Genomic DNA, 6,395 nt, shown 5'->3' with positions numbered 1-6,395 from the left:
TTTATAGGCAAAAATATTCAAAAAAACATATAAATTAACATATATAAATATTATTAATATAGATACTCCCTATTGTTATTCTCCAACAACCTTTCTAAATCTGACTCCTTATAGAGAATCTTCCCTGCAGACTGTGTGTAGGGATAATTCTTTTTCCTTATTTGTTTTTTTTAGAGTTGCCTGTTTTTGATTTCTCCGATTTGGTTTGGAGCAATATATGAAATGGCAACAGAAATATACGGGCACGATGAATCGGTTCTCTGCGTTTAACGGTGTGTTCGTTGTGTATTTCGTGGGCGAACGTAGATAATTGGCGGAATGTTCGCACGCATTATCGCAATCCGTCAGCAGCTGTAGGGGTCGATTTATCGTGCCCGCATATATGTAAACACCCATAAAATGATGACAAACACTCACAGAATTGATACTTGGTAAATACGGGCGCGATGAATCGGCCCCTACGCCTAACGGTGTGTTCGCTGTGTATTTCGTGGGCGATGTAGATAATTTGCGGAATGTTCGCTGTGTATTTCGTGGGCGATGTAGATAATTAGCGGAATGTTCATTGTGTATTTTGTGTGTGATGGGATAATTCACGGAATGTTCGTTGTGTATTTCGTGGTTGAATGTGGACACATTTGTGTGTATTCGTAAAATATTTTATGGGTGGACATTACACATTTGTATTGTGTTTGCCACCCATAAAATGTTTGAATGTTGTACATTCGTTTTATACCAATGTGGGTTTTATTTTTTTGCTTTATTTTTTTGCGTTTCGTCTTTTATAATTTCGTTGATGCCGTTAATTATTTTTTCTATTGCCAGACCACTTTTCTCGCTCATCATTTTAATATTGGCACGTGCTGTAATGAGTTTTCCTAACGGTGTTTGAAGCATACGGAACGAAGGTGTAATTTCGGCTAAACGCTTTTTTAAAAAGGGGTGTTGCTTTAACAAATCCTTTAGTTTTGTGTTCTCTGTAATTTCTGTAATCTCTTCGTTTTCTTCGTTCTGTTCGGTTTCGTTGTCTGTTTTGTTGTTTGCAGATGTAGCTTCCATCTCCTTTTGTTCTGTTTTTTCGTTTTTGTTAGCCCATGTAAGTAAAGTTTTACTGCCCTCCAATTCACGAATGTGTGTACAATCTTGCATCACTTCGAGCACACCTCTAAAGTTTCCTTGTGCGTCTCTCACAGCTATATATGTAATGTGTAAGAACACGCCAGGTTTGTTAATCCAGAACTCAGCCTTATCTTGTTCGCCACTTCTAAGTTTATCTACTACTTCTCTAACAATGTGTGCACTTTTTTTAGGGTGGCAATTCATAACCTCGCGGCCTATTACATTCTTGCTTCTGGGGAAGATGCGATGGTCTGTATCTGAATAGAAGCACACTAATTCGTTTTCGTCTACATACGAAATATCGAATGGAAGATGTTGATAAATAAGATTTATTTGTTCCAAAGTAAGCTTTCCAGTAGTTACGTTAAGTTTACTTTCGGGAGCTGTGCCGTATCCATATTTAGATAGAAGCGCCTGCAAGTCTTTTGCAAAACCGTTGTTATCGGTTTGTTGCGGAGCAGTTGTTGTAGATTCCTTTTTATGTTCTACGTTAAAGAAAGCGAAGCCAATTTCTTGGTCTCCCTCTTTCATTTCTTCAAATTCGTGTTCGTTTATTAGAGCCATTGATGTGGGGTAGAGAATAACTTCCTCCTTATGCATTAAGTCGCGAGCATAGCTTATAAGTTCTTGTTGTTTAGCAATAAACTCTTCTTCTTTATCTTCTCCGAGCAAAGCAGCCGATTCTCTAATAATGTCGCGCACTAAATCGTCGAACGTCCACATAACAGTTGTTGGTCGTGTAAATCCTTTTTGTTCCAACACAGGGTATAGTTGGTTTTGCTTTCGTTTGTAGTGTATTGGATATTGACTTATTTTATCGTATAGTTCCAACCATTGATTCTTAATCATAGGATATTGAACAAGGTCTTCTACAGCCAGCAACAGTTTTCTCATTTCGTCGTTTTCACGATAATAATGCATAATGGGGTGGTTGTCGGGCAAATTTGGTCGCGAATAATCCATAAAGCCATCAAGCAGTTGTAGCGTCTTTGTCATATTCACACGAATACATTCATGGTCGTCCTCTTCTGTCATAGTTTGTTCAATTAGCGCAATATGGTAAGGCTTAATGGTTCCCACCTGTTCGCTAAATTGTTTTCTAGCCTCTTCAAGCGATAGCTTTCCAGTTTCGTAAAGGTCTTCTATTTCGAAGATTTTATCTAACTTATCTTGTTCTATTTTAGGCAAATTAGCCTTCATTTTGTTCTCCATTCTGAATAATTTTTATTGTTACGGTTACAAAGATAATACCTATTTAGAAAAGAACGAGGTAACATTTGTGCTTTTGCTGTTTTAAAATAAGTTAAACAGAATGGCATAGTTATATTTTCTAACTATATAATTCTATAAATTATGCTGTAGCAATTAGTTATTAAAAATATATATTTAATATAGTATTTTGTATGTTTTTTTATTATAAATCCGTCTTTTTTTATTATTTTACCACCATAATCAAAATATATTTTGTATATTTGCAACCCTAAAGAAAATAGGTAAAAGAAAAAGATAAATATGTCTAAGAAATTCGCCGAACATACTGGATTGAACTTAGTGCGTACCAATAAGGACGTGTTAGAAGCATGGAAGAAAAACGATATCTTTCATAAGAGTATCGACGAGCGCAATGGCGCACCACAATTTATATTCTTTGAGGGACCTCCCTCTGCAAACGGACATCCTGGAATACACCATGTGTTGGCACGTTCTATTAAAGATACCTTCAACAGATACAAAACAATGCAAGGCTTTCAGGTGCATAGAAAGGCAGGTTGGGATACTCACGGACTGCCAGTAGAACTGGGAGTAGAAAAAGAACTGGGCATTACGAAGAAGGATATAGACAACAAAGCGTCTGAAAAATATATTTCGACAGAAGAGTATAACCATAAATGTCGTGAAAATGTGATGAAGTTTACAGCCGAATGGCGTGAACTTACAGAGGAAATGGGATACTTTGTAGACCTTGATAACCCTTACATTACCTACGATAACAAATATATAGAAACACTTTGGTGGCTTTTGAAACAGCTCTACAATAAGGGAATGCTCTATAAAGGCTACACTATTCAGCCCTATTCACCAGGAGCAGGTACAGGACTTTCGAGCCACGAGCTGAATCAACCCGGTTGTTATCGCGACGTAAAAGATACAACTGCCACAGTGCAATTTGCTATTTTGGAAAACGATTGGAATGCTCTCTGTAAAAAACAGGGTATTAAAACCAATTCGTGGGGAACACCATCGTTTATTGCATGGACAACTACGCCTTGGACATTGCCATCTAATGTGGCACTCTGTGTAGGTCCGAAAATTGAATATTTGGTAGTTGAAACCTACAATCCATATACAGCCAATAAGGCAACAGTGGTAGTGGCATCTACCAGACTATCTGCTTACTTTAAGCCAGAAGGCGAAGTGAAAGAGGGAGAAATGCCAGCTTATAAACCCACCGATAAGGTTCTGCCTTACCGTGTAGTGGGAAAAGTAATGGGAACCGACCTCGAAGATGTTCACTACGAACAGCTTATGAAATGGGTTAAACCCGTTGAACGCATAGGGGAACTTGCCCCCGCATTCGTAAACAACTATGCTGAGGCACACAAAGAAAAAGTATTCCAAAGCGAAGACGGCAGAGATGCATTCGTGGAAATGGAAAGCGAAGCCTTCAGAATTATACTTGGCGACTACGTTACTACCGAAGATGGTACAGGTATTGTGCATATTGCACCTACTTTTGGTGCCGACGACGCCAAAGTAGCACGCGATGCAAGTATACCAGCACTCTATCTCATCTCGAAAAAAGGCGAAACACGACCAATGGTAGACTTGCAAGGTAAGTATTATACCCTTGAAGAACTCGACAAAAACTTTGTTTCGGCTTGCGTAAACATAGATGCTTACGGCAAACATGCAGGCGATTACGTGAAGAATGCATACAATCCACGCTTCAATCCAGATGGCGTGTGGGATAAAAAAGGTTCAGAAAAAGCAGAAGACCTTAACATTGTGCTTTGTATGGAAATGAAAATGGCTGGCGAAGCTTTCAATATTCAAAAGCATACCCACAACTATCCACACTGCTGGCGTACAGATAAGCCAATTCTTTACTATCCGCTTGATAGCTGGTTCATAAAAGATACGGCTGCAAAAGCAAGAATGGTGGAACTTAATAAAACCATTAATTGGCAACCAGAGTCTACTGGTACCGGACGTTTCGGCAACTGGTTGGAAAATCTTAACGATTGGAACTTGAGCCGTTCGCGCTTCTGGGGAACACCATTGCCTATTTGGCGCGACGATAAACGCAACGAAAAATGTATCGGATCAGTAGAAGAACTGTACAACGAAATAGAAAATGCAGTTGCTGCAGGCGTTATGAAGAGCAATCCACTGAAAGAACGTGGCTTCATAGTGGGCGATTATAGTAAAGAAAACTACGATCGTATAGATTTGCACCGTCCATACGTAGACGAAATTGTGCTTGCTAACGAAGCAGGAGAACCAATGAAACGCGAAGACGACCTAATAGACGTATGGTTCGATAGCGGTTCTATGCCTTACGCACAGCTCCATTATCCATTCGAAGGCGAAATAAACAAAGATGGTTTGGCTAAAACAGGACTATCAGAAAGCGAGTATCGCACACAATTAGTACACTCTACATATAGCGGAATACCCGTTCCACCAGCATTCTATCCAGCCGATTTCATTAACGAAGGCGTAGACCAAACACGTGGTTGGTTCTTTACACTGCACGCAATAGCCACAATGGTATTCGATTCGGTGGCATTTAAGAATGTAATATCAACAGGTCTTGTGCTCGATGCAAAGGGTAATAAGATGAGTAAGCACGTGGGTAACGTTACAAATCCATTCGAAATGATGGAGAAATATGGCGCCGACCCAGTACGTTTCTATATGATGACCAATAGCGAACCATGGGATAACCTTAAGTTCGACCCCGAAGGAGTAGACGAATGTCGTCGCAAATTCTTTGGCACATTATATAATACGTATAGCTTCTTCGCTCTTTATGCCAACGTAGACAACTATAATGCACCAACAGAAGGCACATTATCGGTATTGTCTGACGATGCAACGGAGATAGACCGCTGGATTATTTCGAAACTTAATTCGCTTATAAAGAAAGTAACAACAGAACTTCAGAACTTCGACCCAACACGTGCTGGACGCTTAATAGATAGTTTTGTGAACGACGATTTAAGTAACTGGTATGTGCGATTGAACCGTAAACGTTTCTGGGGAAAAGAAATGAGCGGCAACAAACGTAGTGCTTACGATGCTCTATACACTTGCCTTATGACAGTGGCAAAGCTACTTGCACCATTTGCTCCTTTCTATTCCGACCAGTTATATCACGACCTTGGTGGAAAGAAAGAGAGTGTACATCTCGATAAATGGCCAGTTGCTGACGAAGCAAATATAGACAACGATCTTGAGGCACGTATGGATATGGCACAGCGCATTACATCTATGGTTTTAGCTTTGCGACGCAAAGTAAACATAAAAGTGCGCCAACCGTTAGCCCAAATTATGATTCCAGCCATAGACAACACACAACGTCAGCACATAACAGCTATGGCAGACCTTATAAAACACGAGGTTAATGTGAAAGAACTTAACTTTGTAGAAGGTCAGGGAATACTTGTGAAGAAAGTGAAATGCAACTTCCGAGTAATGGGAAAGAAGTATGGCAAGCTTATGAAAGACGTTGCTGCAAAGATGAATAGTCTAAATCAGGACGAGATAGCACAGTTTGAACAGAGTGGAAACTATACTTTCGACTTACAAGGAACACCTATCAGCGTAGACGTAGCCGATGTAGAAATAATCTCAGAAGATATGCCAGGCTGGTTGGTAAGCAACGAAGGCAACCTAACAGTAGCACTTGAGGTAGACCTTACCGACGAATTGAAACGAGAAGGAATGGCACGCGAACTTATCAATCGTATTCAAAATCTACGTAAGGAAACAGGTTTCGAAATTACAGACCGTATCATTGTTACCGTATCGCCTAACGAAGAAGCTACTGCTGCTATCCATTCTTTTGGCGAATTTATAAAGAATCAGGTGTTAGCAAATAGCATTTTGGTAGCCGAAAACAATGGAACAGAAGTAGAATTCGACGACTTTAAACTCAACATACTTGTACAAAAAGCGTAAAAAAGGATTACTGCACGTGGTGGCTGGACGCTCTTCCATCACGCGCAGTACACCTTATTATATATTAAGAACAAAGGAAAATGTTCCAAGTA

The 6,395-nt window shown here is 39.7% G+C and carries 2 protein-coding genes and 1 pseudogene; 1 reads left to right on the top strand and 2 read right to left on the bottom strand.

Annotated elements, in window-relative coordinates:
• Positions 1 to 53 precede the first annotated feature (53 nt).
• Together HMPREF9144_RS13900 and HMPREF9144_RS12055 are read right to left on the bottom strand one after the other, a co-directional pair.
• A pseudogene (locus HMPREF9144_RS13900) lies at positions 54 to 143 on the bottom strand (DNA-binding protein); the annotation flags it as partial.
• Positions 144 to 747: 604 nt separating this feature from the next.
• A complete protein-coding gene (locus HMPREF9144_RS12055) occupies positions 748 to 2,331 on the bottom strand; it encodes a DUF438 domain-containing protein (protein WP_006046407.1) in 1,584 nt (527 codons plus the stop codon).
• Positions 2,332 to 2,631: 300 nt separating this feature from the next.
• On the opposite strand from HMPREF9144_RS12055, the gene ileS reads away from it, so the two are divergent.
• Entirely contained in the window at positions 2,632 to 6,303 is a 3,672-nt protein-coding gene (gene ileS, locus HMPREF9144_RS12050) for an isoleucine--tRNA ligase (RefSeq protein ID WP_006046404.1), read from the top strand.
• The last annotated feature ends 92 nt before the right edge of the window (positions 6,304 to 6,395 follow it).

This window comes from Prevotella pallens ATCC 700821 (assembly GCF_000220255.1).
Lineage (GTDB): Bacteria > Bacteroidota > Bacteroidia > Bacteroidales > Bacteroidaceae > Prevotella > Prevotella pallens.
Note: the sequence above shows the minus strand (reverse complement) of the source record. Positions and strands in the feature narration are given on the sequence as shown.